Origin of the sequence: Mycolicibacterium aubagnense (genome assembly GCF_010730955.1) — a bacterium.
Classification (GTDB): domain Bacteria; phylum Actinomycetota; class Actinomycetes; order Mycobacteriales; family Mycobacteriaceae; genus Mycobacterium; species Mycobacterium aubagnense.
This window is the reverse complement of record NZ_AP022577.1, coordinates 1,594,565-1,611,049: the sequence shown is the minus strand read 5'-3', so window position 1 is coordinate 1,611,049 and position 16,485 is coordinate 1,594,565. Positions and strand designations below refer to the sequence as shown.

Below are 16,485 nucleotides of genomic sequence, written 5' to 3'. Positions count from 1 at the left end.
AGGCCCGTAGCACGCTCTTCATTGTTGTTTTAATTCAAAATCGGTGCACCCGTACCGGATTGATGTGCGTACGGTGTGTTGTCTACGACGAGACCCAAAGGATATTGAGATGGCAGATGAAACTTCGCAGGGTGGCGATACGCGGCCAGGGCCTCCCCCGTCGGTAGACAAGAAAGTGGAGACCGCCCCGGACGAGACGCGGAGCTGGGTACAGTCCGGCCCGATACCTGATGTTTTTGTGGACGACGGGATTTTCAAACTGTCGCCGTCAATAAACGATCAAGCCGCCGCGAAGCAAAAAGAGGGCGACGGAGACAAACAATGATATTGCTTAGGGCTAGGCGCTAACCGGGTACAGCAGATGCCGTCGACGGTGTTTGGATTTGTACTGTTCCTCTGTTTCATAACCCCCGGCCTTATCTTTGAGATTCTGAGAGAACGAAATCGGCCAGCACGGAAGTATACAGCTTTCCGCGAAACAGGCATTGCGATCATTGCCAGTGTCTGCTTCTCGTTCGGTGCCGCGGGCGTCTTGCTGCTGATACGCCAATATCTGCACAAGGGTTGCTGGAATCCCGCGCGGGACCTTCTGCTCGCCCACGCTTTACCAATAGTGCGATTTCCTTCAGCCAGTCAATGCGCAGCTTGGGAAGGGAAACTCTTTCCAGATTTTGACAATCTCGCCAAGACACCCGGGGCGTATTCGGGCACGCACCTCGTCCAGATATTGTTCTCGGTTATTGCGATGGTTGTGTTGGCCACCCTATTTGCGGTTGCTGTCGACGCCCTTCTTCCGCACCGTGAACCGGGTCTCAAGATAAGAAGGAACTCCATTTGGTATGACCTGCTTGATGGATCACTTCGGCCTAAAAATGCCCAGGCAGTTATCGTTGCCGTTGAGCTAAAGAGCGGCGGAACCTATTACGGTAGTATTGTCGGTTATGACTCGGAACCCGATCAAGCAACTGCATGGTTGGTGCTGAGTGAGCATTCAAAGATTGACCCGCCGTTCGCTTTTGGTGCCATTGATGGAACTTTGGAATCTATTGAGCGATGGCAATACGTGTTTATACCATTTGGTGATATCCGTGCGATGCGGGCCAGATTTTCGACGGAAGTGAAATAGCGACTCCCAGCGCCTATCGGGCGCAAAGGGCGAATGCCAGCCCCGCCCGGTGCGGCAGCTCGCTGTGCGGCGGCCGTGGTACCGCGCGACCCCAATAGGGTGTCTGTCGGCACTTCAAGTCCAAGGACGCATTGCTTGACGCTGGCATCGAAAGCTCGACCACCGCTGTGCCATGCAAGATATCCGGGCACGATCGCCGGGCGCGGCGACCTACACCCGAACTGACGGTATCGGGCCACGACCTGCTCAGCGTCATCGCACGCTGCGGTGGAACTGCGATCGGTGCTCTACATGTGCCACCACCACAGATCACCGCTCACCACTTCACGATCGAAACACAGGGCCAGTAACTCCCTCGGTTCCACGCTGATTTCGGGCGACAGCAAACGACCATCTCGAGGATCGGCGACCCGCCACCTCGGCCGCCTGTTTGAGTTCTCGCCGCCAGTCAGTTCCTCTCCCGCACCGCGTCTCAACTCTTTCGCTGCTCCGCCTGGGAGGAATACGGCGGGATCGAATACTGAGGGTTACCAGTATGCGGTCATATCTCTAATCCGCATTGAAATTTGACGTAAACCAGCTCCTAAAGTGTCTGCATGGTCCGATCGTCGGCCTGTGCTCAGCGAGGCACATCGATTTATTGTGGACGCGTCAGGCCGCTGGGCTCGTCGGCGCCATCTACGCGTCCCGAATTCGTTTGAGCTTCTTATGCTTTTGGTGCTCTTTCTGTAGAACAACCGCGGCGAGGATTAGAGACAGCAGGCCGCTCACGACTGCAGCCCAGAAGAGACACTGTCTGATCTCGTGCGAATGGATGCCGCATCGATACCCAGCACTGTTATTGAGGCTGCCAGGACGAAGACGAACACAGAATTACGAAGGCGCCGTTTGTCTTCGGTGTAGCCACGGACCGCGATACGCCGAATCTCCGATGTAATAAAGCCGTCGAGGATCTGCTTAGCAGCCGATCCGTCCTTCAACAGCTTAGCGAGCTCGACGTCTAGCGCGAGGTTGTCCCGGTGATGGCGACGTTGTTGCCGATCATTGACTAGCCCCACCACCGCGGTGGCGGCGGCGCGCCTAGGCCCACGATCAATGCGATGGTGTTGCCACTGACATTTGCGTCGACAGCCATCGCAACCCCCTCCCATGGTTTCTCGACTGCCCCGAATGTTACCGCCGAACAGGCAGGGCGATCTGCGAAAACAAAATGTTTATTGCAACTTGGACGCCTTCACCGTCGGTGAGAGTGCTAGTACTTTTGTCCCTGTGGTCGCACCGCCACGCCAGCGTCCTTCAATATCTTCAGGACTGTGGACCGTCCGACGCCACATGTTTCTGCCACTTGCCGGCTGGTTTGTCCGAACTCATAGGCTTCGACGACTTGTGTCCGGAGCTGGGGCGTGATGCGTCGTCGTTGCCGTAGCGGAGGCGCGACTGACGAGGATAGATCAACCTCAGATTCATCATCTTGCACATGAGCCACCAATGTGTTCGAACTGAACTCTCCCAGGGCTACTAGCGAGAACGGCCCTCAGAGGAAACTCTGGGGGCCGTTCTCCATGCTCGCGCGAACACGTTTGGGCGCATGAGCATTGCTAGTAGCTTTTCTGATCGAGCCAAGAACACTTCTGGCCGATCGTCCGCTTTTCGATAACGCCCCCTCTTGGGGACTCGCGGAGCGCAATACGAGATAGTGCCACTGCATGGGCATGCTCTGGATGCGTTGTCGTTGTCGCCCAGCTATTTACCGGCCTGGTGTCATGTCCGCAGCGGGCTACCGCACCGCCGGTCTACAAACACGTGGTCTTGGTGGTGACATTCGCCCCTAGCATCCTCGGATTCATGTGCTGACCATCGACGCATGAGGGCTATAGAGCATGCGAGCGCACGAATGGACAGGGAGCAGAACGGACACCGGCTGTGCTCATCAACAACGTCGTGTGCGGCGAGCGGCAGTAAACAGCAGTGTCGAGGACTGCTTGCCGCGAGGGTCAATGCACGATGAGCGATCGCCCCCGTGAAATCGCGGTGCGCCCCTTTCCGAGGAATCGGCGCCTGGTTACCGGTGCGCTGTGGGTCGGCAAGCGGTCGGCGCCAATGCATGGCCTGCTGGAGGTCGACGTGACCGACGCGAAGCGCTTGCTGAACGAACACGAGCCGGCCTTGTCACTTACCGCGTTCGTCATCGCCAGCGCTGCGCGCGCCGCGGCGGCGCATCCCGATGTCCACGCCTATCGGAATTGGCGTGGGCAGCTCGTGTCGCATCGACACGTCGACGTCGCCACGATTATCGAGATCCCAACCACGCAAGGCACTTTCCCCCTTGCACACGCGATCCGTGACGCCGACGTCCGTGAGGTCGTCGACTTGACACGCGAGCTTCACACAGTCAAGACCAACCCGTCCGCCAGTAGCTCCGCAGGGATTGCCCGATTGGTGCCATTCGCGGCCTGGGTGCCCGGACTCTTCGCGGCGGGGTATGCGCTCGCACGGCGATCACCGCGGCTGCGGCAGCTGACCGGCACCGTGGCCGTAACCGCGGTGGGAATGTTCGGTGGTGGCTCAGGATTCGCCATAGCGCCGCTGACGCTGATGTCGCTGCAGATCGTCGTCGGCGGCATGAGCGCCCGCCCGCGGGTTGTCCGGGGACAGATCGAGGTGCGTGACATCCTCGATCTCACGGTGACCGTCGACCACAACGTCGTCGACGGGGCGCCGGCGGCTCGCTTCGGATCCGACCTGCGCCGGCTCATTGAAGATGCCACTGCCCTTCGGGCGTAGCAGGTCAGGCAACCCACGGGGGAGGACCATGCCCTACCGCGAGCCTGGCCGCTATCGGCCGCCGCCGATGCTGCACCGGTGGCTTAGCAACGCTGTTGGCGCGTTGGCGGCTCGGGGATGGAGTCCCGCCAACACCGTCGCCTTGGAGGTGCCCGGGCGACGATCCGGCCGTGTGCGCCGCACGGCCGTGGTGCTCGTCGAGCACGACGGCCGACAGTTTGTGGTCTCCTTGGCCGGCGAATCGCAATGGGTCCGCAACGTGCGAGCCGCCGGGGGCCGCGTGGCGTTGCGCCACGGCGAACGGATCGCCGTACACCTGGTCGACGTGCCGCCAGCGGACCGGCCGCCGGTCCTGCGTGCGTACGCTAGCCACCGCGCGTTCTCTCGATCCCCGGCTTACATCGCGCGCAATTACTTCGGCGTGCCGGCTAGCCCTGCGGTTTCCGAGTTCACCGCTATCGCCGAACGCTATCCGGTGTTCGTCATCGAGCCGGACTGAACCTGCCGGCCGCGCACCGCCCGCTCCAGGACAGACCGCTCGCTCGTTGGCGCGATCAGTTCCGCAGCCGTGTGCGGATGTATTGGCCCGGGATCCGCCCTGGCGTGCCACGATGGAGATAGGGCAAACAACCGAGCGGTGTGCCGATGAACGGTATCGACAAGGCGTTGGGGCGTGTGGTCGCGCTGATCGCACTGCTGTTCTTCGTTGTCGTGGCATTGCGCGGGCACCTGCCCGGAAGCGATCACCCACACCCCGGCAAGCCGGCCACCACCGCTGCGAGTCAGGTCGGCATCGACACCCTGCTCATCGTCTCCGTGATCATCGTCGCGATCGCCTTCGTCGCGTCTCTCCGGCGTCCGCGGACGGCCAGCGCTTCGGCGCCCTTTCCGCTGCCAGGCTCGTTCGACGGCAAGCTCACATGGAAGCTGGTACGCCGCCTGCTGCTGATCTGCGTCGGCGCATTGCTGACCTGGCTGGTGATCCTCGTCTTGTTCTCGCATCTGCAGCTGCTGCAACTGCCGGATCTGCCCTTCTCGGAACCCCCGCAGAACAGCGCACCCATGACGGGAGTATCACCGCCGCCACCGTCAACCACATCGCCGCCGATAGCGCCTCGACAACGGGAACCCAGCGTCTTCGGTTACCTCCTCGCCGCCACCGTGGCAATGCTGCTGTTGTGGGCCGTCGGCGGTGTCATGGTCCGCAGAAGCCGGCGCGCTGCCGAACTGCAGCTGCCGGTCGCTGACCGCCAGGAACCGCTGGTCGGTGAGTCGACGCCGGAAACCCTCACGCGGGCAGCGGAATTCGGCCTTGCCGAGATCGGCGACCGCAGCCGCGGTCCACGCGAATCGATCATCGCTTGCTACGCCGCGATGGAGCGTGCCCTCTCGCCGATGCTCCCGGCGCCGCGCCGCAGGAGTCCGACACGCCCTCTGAAGTGCTGGCCCGGGCCGTCGAACACCATGCTCTGCACGCCGGCAGCGCGACCGAACTCGTCGCCTTGTTCGCCGAGGCACGCTTCAGCCCGCACGTCATGACCGAACGTCATCGGGAGATTGCCGCGGAGGCGCTGCTCCGGGTGCTCGCGGAATTGCGGAGCCTGACATGAAAAAGGTCGCGCTCATGGGGATCTCGTTGGTGGCGGGAGCGGAGTTCGTCACGCTGTTGCTCGCCGATCGCCGCGCCGTGGGCTGGCTCTCCGCCGCTATGGCGGTGATTGTGTTGCTGGCAGTGCGCCGCCGGCTGGCCGACCGCGGACCGAGAGCCGCCGAGCCGCCGGTGAACGACGCCGAGGAGTCGTTGCGGGACTGGATCGTTCGCACCGAGGCGCTGATCCAGTGGTCGGACACCACGCGCGGGGACTGGGACCAACACCTGCGGCCGACCCTGGCCCGAGAGTTCTTCATGGCCACCGGCCCGCAGCAGGCCAAGGATCCGGCCGCGATGCAGGCGACCGGCCGGATGGTCTTCGGGGATCAGTTGTGGCAGTGGGTGGATCCGCACGACGTCCGCCGGTCCTGCCGCGGCGAGCCGGGGCCTGGACGGGCCACGCTCGATGAAATCCTGCAGCGATTGGAGCGGCTATGACGATGCCGGCCGAGTTGACGACGGCGCGCTCCGAGGCGGTGCTCGACGAGATCGAGCGCGTGGTGGTGGGGAAGCGAGCCGCGCTGACTCTCATCCTGACCGCCGTGCTCGCGGGTGGTCACGTGCTCATCGAGGACCTTCCCGGACTGGGGAAGACGTTGATTGCCAAGTCTTTTGCCCGCGCGCTGGGCCTGACGTTCACCCGCGTGCAGTTCACCCCGGACCTGCTGCCCGCCGATCTGCTCGGGTCGACCATTTACGATATGCAGTCCGGCCGGTTCGAGTTCCGGCGCGGGCCGATCTTCACCAACCTGCTGCTGGGAGACGAGATCAACCGGACGCCGCCGAAGACGCAAGCCGCGCTGCTCGAGGCCATGGCGGAAAGCCAGGTGAGTATCGACGGCGAAACCCATCGCCTGCCTTCGCCGTTCATCGTTCTCGCCACGGACAACCCCATCGAGTACGAGGGCACCTATCCGCTGCCGGAGGCACAGCTCGATAGGTTCGCGATCAGGCTCGAGCTGAAGTACTTGTCGGGTGCCGACGAAACGGTGATGCTGCGCCGCCGGCTGGAGCGCGGGTCGGCCGAACCGACGGTCAATCAGATTGTCGACGCGCCCGATCTGCTCGCCATGCGGGAGTCGGTTGAGCAGGTGACGGTTCATGACGACGTTCTGCACTACGTGGTGTCGCTGGCGGCGGCCAGCCGGAGTCATCCTCAGGTTGTGGTGGGCGCCAGTCCACGGGCAGAGCTCGATCTCGTTCAACTGGCGCGGGCGCGTGCCCTGCTGTTCGGCCGGGACTACGTGATCCCCGAGGACGTCAAATCACTTGCCATTCCCGTCATTTCACACCGGATCAGCTTGAAACCCGAGATGTGGGTGCGCAGCGTCCATGGTTCGGACATCGTGGCGCAGCTGCTGCAACGCCTGCCCGTGCCGCGGACCCGTGGAGGGCCCTCGTGACGAATGCGACCGAACCACGTCAAGTCGAATTGCGTTGGCGGGCCTCGTCGCTCACGAAGGCCATTGCCTCCTGTGCGGGTGTCGCCCTCGCCGCGGCAGTGCTCGGCCGGTGGCAGCTCGTCGCCTTTGCGGCGCCGCTGCTCGGTGTGCTGTGCTCGATCAGCTGGCAGCGGCCGTCCGCCACGGTGTACGTACACGGGCGGCCCGCCCTGACGCGGTGCTTCGAGACCGACGAGACCCAGCTGTCGGTGTGGACGACGGCGGATCCACCGACCATCGCGTGCGAGGTCGCGGTGTCAGTCGAATCCGGAATGGACCTCAAGGTTCTCGAGAGCAGTTCAGCACGGCTGAAGACTGTCGCGGTATCGGCCGAGCGCTGGGGCAGATATCCGATCCAGGCCAGGGTCGACGCAGTGGCAGGCGGGGGACTACTGGCCGGAACGGGCACGGTGGAGGCCGCCGAAGTCTTCGTCTTTCCCGTTGCCCCGCCCCATGCCACGCCGATTCCGCGCATCGAATTGCCCGACCGGCTGGGAACCCACCTGACCCGTCACGTCGGTCCGGGCGTCGAGTACGCCGATGTCCGCGCCTACCTGCCGGGCGACCAACTGCGCACCATCAACTGGCCGGTGAGTGCCCGCCGGGGCCGGCTGCATGTCACGGAACGCCTGACCCACCGCGCCGCGGACGTGATCGTCCTCATCGACACCAGCATCCAGCCTCCCGGCCCGGCCTCCGCCGCGCTGGAGCGGGTCGTGCTCGGCGCCACTCAGGTTGTGCAGAGCGCACTGCGAAATGGTGACCGCGCGGGCATCGTCGCACTCGGTAGCGCGCGCCCACGGTGGATCGGTGCCGACATCGGTCAGCGCCAGTTCTATCGCGTGCTCGATGCCGCGTTGTGCGTGGGGAGCGAATACGAAATCACCACGGGAACATTGGCGCCGCGCGTGGCCGTTCCGCCGGGCGCCATCGTGTTTGCCTTCTCGACCTTGTTGGACACCCCGTTCACGTTGGCGTTGGCCGAGTTGCGTGGACGCAGGCACACCGTGGTGGCCGTCGACGTGCTGGAAGGGCCCCCGTTCGTCGACGAGCAGGATGCGACCCTGGCCCGCATGTGGGCGCTGCAGCGGCATGCGATGTATCGCGACATGGGGATCGTCGGCGTCGACGTGGTGCCCTGGCCGTCGACGGTCACCCTGGATCAAGCCCTGCGATTGATGCCGGCGCGCCGACGGGCCGCGAGGCGGTGATGCCATGACGACCGATGCGGCCACCGGGTCGGGTCAGCCTGGCGCTCGGATCTTTTCGACGGGATTCGGTGTCCTCATGGTTGCGGTGGCCGCCGTCCAAGCCACTGGCCCGGCCGCCGCTGCGGCGGTGCTGGCGCTGGCGGCGGTGGGCGCCGGTCTGGTCGTTCGGGCAGCCGCGACGGGCGCTGTGCTGCTTACTGTCGTCGCACTGGCCGCGTCCGACGCACCTCCGCTGGTCGCGGCTCTATCGGGACTGTCGGCGACTGCGTACCTGCTGTTGCGGCATGCCGCCGGGACCGGCGTGACCACCACCACCCGGCCGACATTGATTGCAATGCTTGGGTTTACATTCGCCGGGGTGGCTGCCACCGCGGTGAACGTCGACCTACCGTGGCTACCCCTGCTGGCGCCGTTGGCGGTGGTTGCCACCTATTGGCTGGCGTTGACTTCGCACACGGAGGCCAACGGCCACGCCGCGACGGCCGGCACCAATACCGTTGTGCCACCGAGATGAGCCCGCGCGTCTGCGACGCGGCGTAGTGTGGGGGAATCGGCGGTACTTCGCATACGGCTGTTCGAAGTCGTTTCGTCGCCGAGTCGATGAATCTGGCTGATTCGCGTCCTGAACCTGTTTGGCCGCAAGGAAATTCGTTGGCGCGATGTGGCCGACGAGAGAGACTTTTTCTATAGATTGGATTTTCGCCATGACCGTCCACGTAACGCGCGACGGCGGTGCGATTGATGAGTTCGACCGCTTTGCCGACCGCTATATCAAGCACACCGACGGTTCGCTGGAGATCGTTCGACTCGGGTCTGCGCAGACGAACAAGTACGGCGCCGGGTGTTGGGTCGATGTGACCGGAGACGAGAAGCACACGCGGCGTGCGCACTTCCGTGACTGGCTCGCCCGCGTCGGAGTCGGCCAGCAGCGATAGGCGGGCCTGGGCAGCCACTGCACGCTGTGGTGCCGGCGATGCTAGGCGCCATGGACCAGCACGTCGGTCAGCCGTAGCGCGATCGTCGCGCGCCGAGCGGCCAGCTGTCGCGCTGAGCGCTGGATCTCCGCGGTTTGTTCGGTCCGGATGGCCTGATACCGCAGGAGTGCTGCGGCGAGGTCACCGTCACGCGCCGAGGCAAGCTGACGCGCGAGTTCGGCACCGTCCTGGATGGCCTGGTTGGCGCCCTGCCCGCCGAACGGTGTCATCGGGTGCGCGGCATCGCCCAGCAGTGCGATGCGCGCGGTGGTCCAGTGCTCGATGGGGTCGCGGTCGTAAACCGGGTGCATGTACGCCGGGCCCGTCGCGCCGCGGATCAGCCGGCCCACCGTGGGCTCGAAATCGTCGAACTGCCGGGCCAGCGCCGCCAGATCGGCCCGCGCCGACCACAGGTGCAGCGGTGGTTCGTCGACGCCGAGGGTCGCGTCGACCGCCACCTGCCGGCCTGCGCGCACCGGCATCGCGATGACGTGTTTGGCGTAGTCGGCCGAATGCCATGAGCGCAGGCGGTCATTCGGGCGACTGCCCAGGCGGTCCACCGGGCTGACAGCCCGGAAGATCACCGAACCGCAGTAATGGATTTCGTCAGCGCTGAACAGCGCGCGCACGGTGGAGCGCAGCCCGTCGGCGCCGATCACCAACGGCGCGTGCATGACAGTGCCGTCGGCAAACGTGAGCCCGACGTGGACGTCGCGTTCGATGAGCCCCGTCAGCCGGTGCCGCAGGCGAACTCGGTCCCGGCCGAGGTGCGCGACCATCAGGGCGTGCAGATCAGCCCGGTGGACGGTGCGCGGCGACAGCTCGGCGTCGGCGTACCCGAACCGTCCGTGCTCGGAGGTGAGGTCAGGGATCGCCGCGTAGTCGGCCACCGACTCCACCTGACCGTCCTGATCGTGCGTCTCGAAATAGCGCGTCGCCGAGGAGACTTGATCGAACTGCTCGAGCATGCCCCACTCGTCGAACAGTCGCAGTGTGGGTGGCGAGATCCCGAGGGGGCCGCCGACCTCGCCGAGTTCCCGGGTCTTGTCCACCACGACAGCGTCAAGACCGCTGTGCCGCAACGCAATCGCTGCGGCGAGACCGCCAAGGCCGGCGCCGATGACGACGATGGGCGGGGTGCTTTGCTGGTCTGACACGGTCAGTGCCTTTCGGGTTCAGAGATCGTGAAGCGCGCCAGGCCCTCGGCGTCGAGGGTCGGTTGGGGCACCGTGTCGGGGCGGTGACTGACGGCGGTGCGCACGTTGCAGAGCGGCAACCACAGTCCGTCATCGATGAACTTCCGCTGGATGTCGTGCACGAGTTTTCGACGCTCCGTGGGGTCGGGGCAGTGTAGTTGAGCGTCGAGCAGGTCATCGAGCCCATCGCGTTCCCCACGACGCATCGCGTTGCGTTGACCGACGGCGAACTGATACCGCAGCGCGTCGGGATCTATTGCGGTGTAATAGAAGAACCGGAAATCGTAGGCCCCGTGCTGCTGCCGCGTCCGGAGTTCGCCGAAGTCGACGTCGTGCAGTACAAGCTCGACTCCATGACCGGTCCACTGCTCGGCGACCGCCGACAGCAGCGCCGTGTCGACCGGGGAGAACGAGCTGTTGAACACGACATCGAGTCGCAGTCCGTCGGCTCCGGCCGCCGTGAGTAGCCGCCGGGCCGTCGCGGGATCGTGGCGGAGTTGCGCCGAGCAGTCGAGGTGGTGCATCGCGGTCGGAGTGAGCACCGAGCTCGCCACGGTGTAGCCGCACGAATCCAGAATCGGACGCAACCGCTGGCGGTCGATCAGCATTGACAACGCGCGCCGGGTTCGAGGATCGGCGAGCGGTCCGCGGGAAATGTTGGGGCACAATCCATAACTGATCCCGGGGTTGTGGATGTCGACGGTCAGGAAGCCGTCTGAGGACCCGGTGCGCACCTCGGCATGTCCGTCGTCGGCCGCCGCAAACAGCAGGCGACGCGTGCCAGTAGAAAGGCGCCCGGAGTCCACCGGCACCCACGCCCGGTGCCCAAACGCATTCCACCCGCTGATGGCTTGCTCACCGCCAAATTCACGCCGGCCAGGTTGTGCAGGAACGCGGCGTTGTGCCGATCGAACCGGAAGACGACCGTGTCACCGCGCGATTCCACACTGGACAGTCCGGTCAGAGCAGAAGTCGCCGACGGCAGGGGAGTGGCCTGCTCAAGGTCGTTCACGATGTCACAGAAGCTGTTTCGGGCCAGATCGGCGGTGAGCGGCACACCGTCGGAGAAGCGCCGCCCGGGCGCGATGGTCAGCTCGACCGTGAGGGGATCCGGTCGGCACCACGTCGACGCCAGCCAGGGCCGCAGCTGCGCGGTCGCCGGGTCGATGTCGACGAGGCTCTCGAACACCTGTCGCGCATAGGTTTTCGAGATGCCGTTGTAGGCCAGGCGGGGATCGACGGTGAGTTGTCCGGGTGGCCAGGCGAAAGTGATGTTGTCCGTCACTGCTCGACTCCTACCCGAGCCGAGGCCGGTCGTGCGGCGACCGACGCGACGACGCCGACCACGGCGATCAACGCCGCGGCGAACAAGAACAGGTGGTGCGGACTACCCAAACCCTCGATCGCCGTCGCGCCGACCGACACCCCGATCGCTGCGCCCAAGGCTCGCAAGTAGTGGTACACAGCGGAATCGAAAGCGACCGCGCCGGAGTTCGTCAGCACATTCGTAGCCAGTGAACTCCACAGGAAGCCCATGGCGCCGCCCATCACCGCTGCGCTGAGCAGCAGCGGTCCGATGTGATCGGGCGTGACTGCGACACTCAACCCAGCCAGGATCAGGCAACCCGCCCCGTAGCGCACCAGCCGGCTGTTCTTGGTGTCATCGCCGGGGCGGCCGAATCTCGAGATGGGTAGCGCGCCCGCGACCACCGCCATCGGGAGCAGAACGAGCGCCGCCCGGAAGGAACTGAACGACTGCACCCGTTGCAGGACATAGATCACCACCAAGGTGAAGACGTTGGTCGCGATGCCCGCGACGAAGACGATCAGGAAGCTGCGGTACACAATCGGCTGCCGGTTCCCGTCGCTCGACCACTGGCAGACGCCGATCACCGCAACGCCCAGCACGGCCGCCAACGCACACATCACCATCTTGGTCGTCAGTTCGGTCGCCGTCGCGGCGGCGAGGAAGAGGACAACCTGCGCCAGGCCGAAGCCGACGATGAAAGTCGCACGCCGGCGCGAACTCTCGGCCACCGCGCAGGGTTCCGGTGAGTGCTCGCGTGCGCCCCACGCCATCAGGGGGATCGACGCGACGGTGGTCAGCACCGTCTCGTACGGAAATGCCCGCCACCCCCATGTGTCGTTGAGCACCGCGGTGACGGGCGGCGAACACAGCGCCGACGCCGAGACCACCAGTCCCCACGTCCCGAGGAACGCGGTGTGGTGATCCGGGTAGAACTGCTGGCGCACGATGCGAAACAGCTGCGGCGCCAACAGTGCCGATGTCACGCCCTGCAGAAACCGGATGACGATGAGTACCGAGAATGCCGGGCTGACGCTCGCGGCAATCCCCAGCACGGCAAGCGCCCCGGAACTGACATGGAACATCGTGACGGGCCGGTAGCGGTGCACCACCAGGCCGGCCGGCGACAGGGCCAGGCAGAACCCGGCCAGGAAGGCGACGCCGACGTTGGCGGCGAGGCCGTACGACAGATGGAAGTAGTCCGAGATCGACGCGTTCAGCAGAACGGTCGCCGAGGAATTCGAATAGAGGGTGTACTCAGCGAGGTACAGCGAGGCCGCAACGGCGTACAGAGATGGCTTCATTTCTCATCACAGGAAAGGTGAACGTTCGGGCAGCGGAAATCAGCGCGCGAATTTGTTCAACGGCGCCAGGCGGGCGCGGTTCCAGATCGAGGACAGAAACGACGGGGTGCACGACGAGTACGCCCGCACCATGGGTGCGGGAAGCTGGTCGCAGCGAGCACCCACGCGGGCGACCGGTCGGCTGCGCCAGTGGCCTCGTCGCCTGACGTCGGAAACGGGCCCACAGGCTTTGCCGGAAACGCGCGGAAACGGGACGTCCTGACGGACGTCTGATTGCTGCCGCACTTATAGTTGCAGGTCAGCGGCTTGTCGTACTTTCCTGCGTGCGGGTAAGATGCAGGGATGCTGTTTCGTCACCTACGTAGCTCGGGCGTTGCTGGCGCGGTGGCGCTGCTGACCGTCACGGCCCCGCTCGTCATCACAAGCGCGGCTCCGGTCGCTGCCGCCGACGACTGCCCCGACGCCGAAGTGATCTTCGCGCGCGGCACCGATGAGCCGGCGGGCATGGGCCGGGTCGGTGACGCTCTCGTTGACGCGTTGCGTAAGCAGGCCGGCGGCCTGGTCATCAGGTCCTACGCAGTGGACTACAAAGCCACCATCACGCAGCGGCACAGTGGCGAGGGTGCCAAGGATGCGATTGACCACATCAAGTCCACCGCATCCGCCTGTCCCGGCACCAAGATCGTTTTGGGCGGCTATTCGCAAGGCGCGAGTGTGGTCAACATCGTCGCCGGCTTCTCCGGTATCAACTGGGGCAGTCCGCTGCCACCCGAGTACATGAAAAACATTGCGGCGGTTGCTACTTTCGGAAACCAGGCCGACCGTACCGACGGAGCGCCACCCACCCAGAATTCGCCACTCAGCGCCAAGGCGATCGACCTGTGTAACCCCGCTGACCCGATCTGCCACGCGGGTTCGGGCAACTCCTGGAGCGGGCATACGCAGGGTTACGTCCCCGAGTACACCGACGAAGCAGCGGCTTTCGTGACGTCCAAGCTGCTTGCCGGCTCGACTCGGACGCTGCCCGGCTACGGCCCACAAGCCCCGGGGTACGGCGCGCTGCCCGGCCCGCAGGCGGGGTACGGCGCGCTGCCCGGCCCGCCGCAGACGTACGGCACGCCACCTGGCCCGCAGACGGGCTACGGGCTGCAGCCGCCGAGCTCGGTGCCGCCGGTGTCTGCGCCGACGTCGTCGTCGCCCGTACCTGGATTGGCCTAGCGCGTCTCCTACAGGGGTGGCCCCAACATCATCAGCGCAACGTTGACGGCTTCATCGCTGATCTCGTGCAATGGAATTCCCCGATGCACGGCAAAGGTCAGTAGCTCGTTCAGCGCGCCCAGCAGCATGACGACCCGGAGTAGCGTAACCGGGGCTGGGCCGGTGTCGGGGAGTTGATGGGTCTCGGTCAGCTTCTGGATGAGTGCGCGGTAGTCCTCTGCGTACTGAAAATGCAGTACCCAGCTCTTGGGTCCGAGCGCGGCGAACTCGCGGGTCAGCGCACTGGTCAGCGCCGGTCGCTGCTCGCAGACGCTGATCCACGCGTGCACGGCCGCACGCACCCGGTCCTCGCTCGCGGCTGCCGGGTCGACGGCCTGCCGGATGGTGTCGATGATGATCCGCACGCTGTCCGAATACAGCGCTTTCAGGCAGTCCTCGATGTCGGTGAAGTGCTGGTAGAACGTGCGGCGTGAGGTGGCTGCCACCCGCACCACGTCGGCGACGGTGACGCGGGCGAAGCCGGTCTCGACGATGCAGTCGGCCATCGCGTCGAGCAAGCGCTGACGATGTCCCGCGGCGGCGGGTTCGGCAGTCGGCGTCGGACGTTCGTGCACCCTTGACATCTTTCCCCTTGCCCGTGGTACGTTTCTGTACCGCACCACCTGGTACAGAAACGTACCACTTTGCCGTCGCCGCAAGGGGGGAAGGACCGTCATGGTGGATCACGAGATAGTCGTCGTCGGCGCCGGATTCTCCGGCATCGGGCTGGGAATTCAGCTCAAGAATGCGGGCTTCGAGGATTTCCGGATTCTGGACGCCGCCGATGGGATCGGGGGAGTCTGGTACCACAACCGGTATCCCGGTGTCGCCGTTGATATTCCGTCCACGACGTACTCCTACTCATTCGAGAGCAACCCCTCGTGGTCGCGGCTTTTCGCGCCCGGCGAGGAACTCCGGCAGTACGCCGAGCACTGCGTCGACAAGTACGGACTGCGGCCGCATATCCAGCTGCGCACCAAAGTCGACCGGGCGGTGTTCGACGAGCGGGAGAGCGTATGGCATGTCCACACCGACCGCGGGCTGGTCATCGCGCGGTTCCTGATCGGTGCCGTCGGTCCGCTCGATCAGCCGAAGAATCCGGACATCAAGGGCATCAACGATTTCTGCGGAGAAGTGGTGCATACCGCGCGATGGGACGACACCGCCGGGATCGACGGCAAGCGGGTGGCCGTCATCGGCACCGGCGCCACCGCACTACAGCTCGTTCCGCAGCTGGCGGAGCGTGCCGCGCACCTGGAGGTCTACCAGCGCACACCCATCTGGGTGGTGCCGAAGTTCGACGGCGCCATCCCGGAGTGGGTGCAGGGACTGTTCGCTGCGGTGCCGTTCACGCAGGATGCGGTCAGCATGGTCACGACGGTGCTCTCCGACTTCATCTTCACCGCCGGCGTGGTCTACCACACGCGGCTGCCATTCCTGGTGCGTGGCATCGAACAAGTCTGCCGCCGACACCTCGCAAACCAGGTCAAGGACCCTCAGCTCCGCGAAAAGCTCACTCCGGCATACGCATTCGGGTGCAAGCGGCCGTCGTTCTCGAACGCCTATCTGAGCACGTTCAACCGGGACGACGTGGACCTCGTCACCGACCCGATCGCCAGGATCACCGAGCATGGGATCGTCACGGCAACTCAGGATGAGCAGACCGGCGAACCGCGTGAGGCCGAGCACGCCGTCGATACCCTGGTGCTGGCAACGGGTTTCAACATCCTGCAGCTCGGTGCCATGCCGGCGTTCCCGGTCGTCGGCCTCGGGGGCGTGGAGTTGGGCACGTACTGGGACGAGAATCGCTACCAGAACTTCGAGGGCGTCTCGACACCGATCGCCCCGAACTTCTGGTTGATGAACGGGCCGTGGTCGGTGACGGGTGCCTCGTGGTTCTCGATCATCGAAGCGGGGTGCCGCCATATCGTGCGTTGCCTGCACGAGGCTCGCCGCCGCGGCGCCACTCGCATGGCGGTCAAACAGGGGCCCCACGACGAGTACATGCGCAGCATGCGAAAGAAGGCCGGCCACACGGTCTTCGTGCAACCCAGCTGCGCGCAGGCGAACAGCTACTACTTCGACCGGCATGGTGATGCGCCATTCGTCCGGCCGGTGTCCGGAGTGTCGTTGTGGTTGGCCAGCAAGACATTCGATCTCGACAGCTACGAATACGCCCCTGCTGTGCGCAAGCGCAGTGGCCCCAGAGTTGCTGTGGAATATGGGGTCTGACC

At 64.8% G+C, this 16,485-nt stretch carries 19 protein-coding genes; 12 read left to right on the top strand and 7 right to left on the bottom strand.

Annotation, left to right across the window (positions count from 1 at the left end; translation table 11 throughout):
• Positions 1-109 precede the first annotated feature (109 nt).
• Entirely contained in the window at positions 110-325 is a 216-nt protein-coding gene (locus G6N59_RS07995; RefSeq protein ID WP_138231626.1) for a hypothetical protein, read from the top strand.
• Positions 326-361: 36 nt separating this feature from the next.
• Positions 362-1,126 carry a DUF6338 family protein gene (locus G6N59_RS07990; protein ID WP_138231625.1) on the top strand — a complete coding sequence of 255 codons (765 nt, stop codon included), beginning with the start codon at positions 362-364 and terminating at the stop codon, positions 1,124-1,126.
• 1,252 nt (positions 1,127-2,378) lie between these two features.
• Here G6N59_RS07990 and G6N59_RS31815 read toward each other — a convergent pair.
• Positions 2,379-2,603 carry a helix-turn-helix domain-containing protein gene (locus G6N59_RS31815; protein ID WP_163911080.1) on the bottom strand — a complete coding sequence of 75 codons (225 nt, stop codon included), beginning with the start codon at positions 2,601-2,603 and terminating at the stop codon, positions 2,379-2,381.
• Positions 2,604-3,130: 527 nt separating this feature from the next.
• Between G6N59_RS31815 and G6N59_RS07980 the strand changes: the two genes are divergently transcribed.
• Together G6N59_RS07980 and G6N59_RS07975 are read left to right on the top strand one after the other, a co-directional pair.
• On the top strand, positions 3,131-3,910 hold the full coding sequence (locus G6N59_RS07980; RefSeq protein ID WP_138231623.1) for a 2-oxo acid dehydrogenase subunit E2: 780 nt from the start codon (positions 3,131-3,133) through the stop codon (positions 3,908-3,910).
• Positions 3,888-4,409, top strand: a complete 522-nt coding sequence (locus tag G6N59_RS07975) for a nitroreductase/quinone reductase family protein (protein WP_138231622.1) — start codon at positions 3,888-3,890, stop codon at positions 4,407-4,409. The genes G6N59_RS07980 and G6N59_RS07975 overlap by 23 nt, the downstream gene beginning before the upstream one ends.
• Before the next feature lie 283 nt (positions 4,410-4,692).
• Here G6N59_RS07975 and G6N59_RS31045 read toward each other — a convergent pair whose 3' ends face one another.
• Positions 4,693-4,974 carry a hypothetical protein gene (locus tag G6N59_RS31045; RefSeq protein WP_235678730.1) on the bottom strand — a complete coding sequence of 94 codons (282 nt, stop codon included), beginning with the start codon at positions 4,972-4,974 and terminating at the stop codon, positions 4,693-4,695.
• Positions 4,975-5,349: 375 nt separating this feature from the next.
• Between G6N59_RS31045 and G6N59_RS31040 the strand changes: the two genes are divergently transcribed.
• From G6N59_RS31040 to G6N59_RS07945, 6 genes are all read left to right on the top strand, one after another.
• Positions 5,350-5,520 carry a DUF4129 domain-containing protein gene (locus tag G6N59_RS31040; RefSeq protein WP_235678748.1) on the top strand — a complete coding sequence of 57 codons (171 nt, stop codon included), beginning with the start codon at positions 5,350-5,352 and terminating at the stop codon, positions 5,518-5,520.
• A complete protein-coding gene (locus tag G6N59_RS07965; RefSeq protein ID WP_138231621.1) occupies positions 5,517-5,999 on the top strand; it encodes a hypothetical protein in 483 nt (160 codons plus the stop codon). Before G6N59_RS31040 ends, G6N59_RS07965 begins: the two co-directional genes overlap by 4 nt.
• The gene (locus tag G6N59_RS07960) at positions 5,996-6,964 is read left to right on the top strand and encodes an AAA family ATPase (RefSeq protein ID WP_138231620.1); all 969 of its coding nucleotides are present in this window, start codon (positions 5,996-5,998) and stop codon (positions 6,962-6,964) included. The genes G6N59_RS07965 and G6N59_RS07960 overlap by 4 nt, the downstream gene beginning before the upstream one ends.
• Positions 6,961-8,214 (top strand): DUF58 domain-containing protein, encoded by a 1,254-nt coding sequence (locus tag G6N59_RS07955; protein WP_138231619.1) that lies wholly within the window; start codon positions 6,961-6,963, stop codon positions 8,212-8,214. The genes G6N59_RS07960 and G6N59_RS07955 overlap by 4 nt, the downstream gene beginning before the upstream one ends.
• A 4-nt stretch (positions 8,215-8,218) precedes the next feature.
• Positions 8,219-8,728 carry a hypothetical protein gene (locus G6N59_RS07950; protein WP_138231618.1) on the top strand — a complete coding sequence of 170 codons (510 nt, stop codon included), beginning with the start codon at positions 8,219-8,221 and terminating at the stop codon, positions 8,726-8,728.
• Positions 8,729-8,918: 190 nt separating this feature from the next.
• Positions 8,919-9,149 carry a hypothetical protein gene (locus tag G6N59_RS07945; RefSeq protein ID WP_138231617.1) on the top strand — a complete coding sequence of 77 codons (231 nt, stop codon included), beginning with the start codon at positions 8,919-8,921 and terminating at the stop codon, positions 9,147-9,149.
• Positions 9,150-9,190: 41 nt separating this feature from the next.
• On the opposite strand, the gene G6N59_RS07940 is transcribed toward G6N59_RS07945, so the two are convergent.
• Genes G6N59_RS07940 through G6N59_RS07925 form a run of 4 tightly spaced genes read right to left on the bottom strand, consistent with a single transcriptional unit; the run spans position 9,191 to position 12,994 of the window.
• Positions 9,191-10,345, bottom strand: a complete 1,155-nt coding sequence (locus G6N59_RS07940) for an FAD-dependent oxidoreductase (protein WP_138231616.1) — start codon at positions 10,343-10,345, stop codon at positions 9,191-9,193.
• 2 nt (positions 10,346-10,347) lie between these two features.
• On the bottom strand, positions 10,348-11,118 hold the full coding sequence (locus G6N59_RS07935) for an ABC transporter substrate-binding protein (protein WP_163911072.1): 771 nt from the start codon (positions 11,116-11,118) through the stop codon (positions 10,348-10,350).
• Complete coding sequence (locus tag G6N59_RS07930) at positions 11,088-11,669, bottom strand: ABC transporter substrate-binding protein (RefSeq protein WP_163911069.1); 582 nt, start codon at positions 11,667-11,669, stop codon at positions 11,088-11,090. Before G6N59_RS07930 ends, G6N59_RS07935 begins: the two co-directional genes overlap by 31 nt.
• Complete coding sequence (locus G6N59_RS07925) at positions 11,666-12,994, bottom strand: MFS transporter (protein WP_138231614.1); 1,329 nt, start codon at positions 12,992-12,994, stop codon at positions 11,666-11,668. The genes G6N59_RS07930 and G6N59_RS07925 overlap by 4 nt, the downstream gene beginning before the upstream one ends.
• 342 nt (positions 12,995-13,336) lie before the next feature.
• Between G6N59_RS07925 and G6N59_RS07920 the strand changes: the two genes are divergently transcribed.
• Positions 13,337-14,212 carry a cutinase family protein gene (locus tag G6N59_RS07920; RefSeq protein ID WP_138231613.1) on the top strand — a complete coding sequence of 292 codons (876 nt, stop codon included), beginning with the start codon at positions 13,337-13,339 and terminating at the stop codon, positions 14,210-14,212.
• Positions 14,213-14,220: 8 nt separating this feature from the next.
• On the opposite strand, the gene G6N59_RS07915 is transcribed toward G6N59_RS07920, so the two are convergent.
• Positions 14,221-14,826 carry a TetR/AcrR family transcriptional regulator gene (locus tag G6N59_RS07915; RefSeq protein ID WP_163911066.1) on the bottom strand — a complete coding sequence of 202 codons (606 nt, stop codon included), beginning with the start codon at positions 14,824-14,826 and terminating at the stop codon, positions 14,221-14,223.
• 100 nt (positions 14,827-14,926) lie between these two features.
• Between G6N59_RS07915 and G6N59_RS07910 the strand changes: the two genes are divergently transcribed.
• Complete coding sequence (locus G6N59_RS07910; RefSeq protein WP_138231611.1) at positions 14,927-16,483, top strand: flavin-containing monooxygenase; 1,557 nt, start codon at positions 14,927-14,929, stop codon at positions 16,481-16,483.
• The last annotated feature ends 2 nt before the right edge of the window (positions 16,484-16,485 follow it).

Bases quoted from the DNA above. Each gene is read 5' to 3' on its own strand.
- G6N59_RS07995 (WP_138231626.1), top strand. From the start codon at position 110: ATGGCAGATGAAACTTCGCAGGGTGGCGATACGCGGCCAGGGCCTCCC.
- G6N59_RS07990 (WP_138231625.1), top strand. From the start codon at position 362: ATGCCGTCGACGGTGTTTGGATTTGTACTGTTCCTCTGTTTCATAACC.
- G6N59_RS07980 (WP_138231623.1), top strand. From the start codon at position 3,131: ATGAGCGATCGCCCCCGTGAAATCGCGGTGCGCCCCTTTCCGAGGAAT.
- G6N59_RS07975 (WP_138231622.1), top strand. From the start codon at position 3,888: ATGCCACTGCCCTTCGGGCGTAGCAGGTCAGGCAACCCACGGGGGAGG.
- G6N59_RS31045 (WP_235678730.1), bottom strand. From the start codon at position 4,974: ATGGGTGCGCTGTTCTGCGGGGGTTCCGAGAAGGGCAGATCCGGCAGT.
- G6N59_RS07965 (WP_138231621.1), top strand. From the start codon at position 5,517: ATGAAAAAGGTCGCGCTCATGGGGATCTCGTTGGTGGCGGGAGCGGAG.
- G6N59_RS07960 (WP_138231620.1), top strand. From the start codon at position 5,996: ATGACGATGCCGGCCGAGTTGACGACGGCGCGCTCCGAGGCGGTGCTC.
- G6N59_RS07950 (WP_138231618.1), top strand. From the start codon at position 8,219: ATGACGACCGATGCGGCCACCGGGTCGGGTCAGCCTGGCGCTCGGATC.
- G6N59_RS07945 (WP_138231617.1), top strand. From the start codon at position 8,919: ATGACCGTCCACGTAACGCGCGACGGCGGTGCGATTGATGAGTTCGAC.
- G6N59_RS07925 (WP_138231614.1), bottom strand. From the start codon at position 12,994: ATGAAGCCATCTCTGTACGCCGTTGCGGCCTCGCTGTACCTCGCTGAG.
- G6N59_RS07920 (WP_138231613.1), top strand. From the start codon at position 13,337: ATGCTGTTTCGTCACCTACGTAGCTCGGGCGTTGCTGGCGCGGTGGCG.
- G6N59_RS07910 (WP_138231611.1), top strand. From the start codon at position 14,927: ATGGTGGATCACGAGATAGTCGTCGTCGGCGCCGGATTCTCCGGCATC.